This window comes from Collinsella sp. CLA-JM-H32B (genome assembly GCF_040098065.1).
Lineage (GTDB): Bacteria > Actinomycetota > Coriobacteriia > Coriobacteriales > Coriobacteriaceae > Collinsella.
Genome location: NZ_JBBNNA010000030.1, coordinates 1 through 1752, shown reverse-complemented (window position 1 = coordinate 1752; position 1752 = coordinate 1). Strand labels below are relative to the sequence as shown.

Sequence of the window (1752 nt, the reverse complement as noted above, 5' to 3'; positions counted from 1 at the left end):
GGTCGAGTTCCGTCTGCGCGACTGGCTCATCAGCCGTCAGCGCTACTGGGGCAACCCCATCCCGGCCATTCACTGCGAGCACTGCGGCATCGTGCCCGTGCCCGAGGACCAGTAAGGCCAATACCTTTGTGCCCCTTTTGGCAACTTTAGCATGGCTGTAGGTTAAACCAACCCACAGCCATGAGCACGTTAACGTAGTACTATGCTAATTACACGGATAAGGCAGGGGTATTTTTCTTTGGCGAATAAATTTGTAATTTATGGCAAGGGGAGTGGCGTTAAGGTTTTCATCGCTATATCAGTTGCCGTGTTCGCATTCTCTGCGCTATTTCTAAAAGTGGAGTGTTGCCAAAAAGATAGCGGAGGTGACTATTCACATTTGTGGTTCGTGAGCGGATTGGTGTTGAACGTTGACAGCTCTGGCGATTTTACCATGTCGGTCGAAAGCGAAGATCCATATAACGACGGGTCTGATCGTCTGGCCATTCTGGTTGATTCAGAACATACGCGCTATGTAAGCGATAGCCCCGTGAGCGTTGGGTCTAAAGTCAAGGTAGGCTATTTTCTCGATTCCCGAAAGAAAAATACGATTCGCTGCTCTTCTGTGGATGTGTTGGAATAATTTTTGAGTAACTATCAGTAAAAAGCTGCGAGCAAAGGCCGCTCCACGTGGGGCGGCCTTTTTGGTGGATAGACGTTGCGGAGGATGATTGATTGACGTTTTTACTCTGCATGGAAATCGAGTGAGGATTCTGTTCCGCGAGGGGCGTGTTTTGAGGCTCTTGGCGGTACGTAATTCTCGTTCGGCGTCTTGACGGGACAAAACCCTCGGTTGACTTTTTGAAGCGTCCCTAGAATCAGCTGTTACGATAAAAACGGGGGGGGTAACTCCGCGGACACGGCCTAGCGCGCTGCCATCCAGTGCCGATTCTGCCATACTCGCAATTCGGCGAGGATGAGGAGTATGAATTGATCGGGGCTTATAGGACAAAATGTGTGTCCTATAAGCCCCAAGGATGACGATTCCAATACGGATGACGACACCAAAACCGGCATCGACGGTTCCATGGACGATTCGGATTCCAAATAGGCCCTGTTAGTTTATCTACTTCTTTGCCGGTGTCGTATACGAAACCGCTATACCCGCGGCAATTGCAATGAGACAGCTCGCGATGAATCCGAACTCATACTTCAAAACGTTTGTTGCGGTCAGGGCGATAATCAACACGGTCGCAATTTGCAGAATTAACATTATTGCGAAGAGATTGATTCCTTGTTTGGCCGAAGTCGCTGAGTGAGTTTGGCTTTGTTGATTCAGGTTGTAGCTGACAACAAAAGCGACCAGTTCGCTTGATACGGGGCCGACTACATAGAAAAAGATTGCGTCAATGAAGCCTATAGTGTTGTAAGTTGTTTCGCCGGAAAAAACAGCGTATAAAGCATATCCAAATCTTGGCTGATTCATGTATGAGTACGAAAAGACGAAGAGCGTCAATATTGCTACTACCAGAAGTGCATTCAGGACAAATCGTTTGCTTTTCATCGATCGCTCCTTCCGGGTGACTCTTATTTGTAATTCTACAGCATCCATTTGTTTTTCAAAGAATTTGACTGTCCTAAATAACATGCACTTTCGCTGGAGGGTCGCTGTTTGGCGGCCCTCTTTTTTGCACAGGCGCGGTGGGATGGTAATAATCGGGCGGGAGTCAGCCGCTCTGATAGAATCGTCCTTGCTGTCGGCAGCCCTCGTGC

General features: G+C 48.5%; 2 protein-coding genes. One reads left to right on the top strand and one right to left on the bottom strand.

Annotation, left to right across the window (positions count from 1 at the left end):
• Nucleotides 1–238 precede the first annotated feature (238 nt).
• Nucleotides 239–622, top strand: coding sequence for a hypothetical protein (locus tag AAA138_RS09810; protein WP_349090669.1), 384 nt, complete (start codon nt 239–241; stop codon nt 620–622).
• Between the two features lie 483 nt (nt 623–1105).
• Here AAA138_RS09810 and AAA138_RS09805 read toward each other — a convergent pair.
• Nucleotides 1106–1752: hypothetical protein (locus tag AAA138_RS09805; protein ID WP_349090668.1), on the bottom strand; the 647-nt coding region annotated here is incomplete at its 5' end.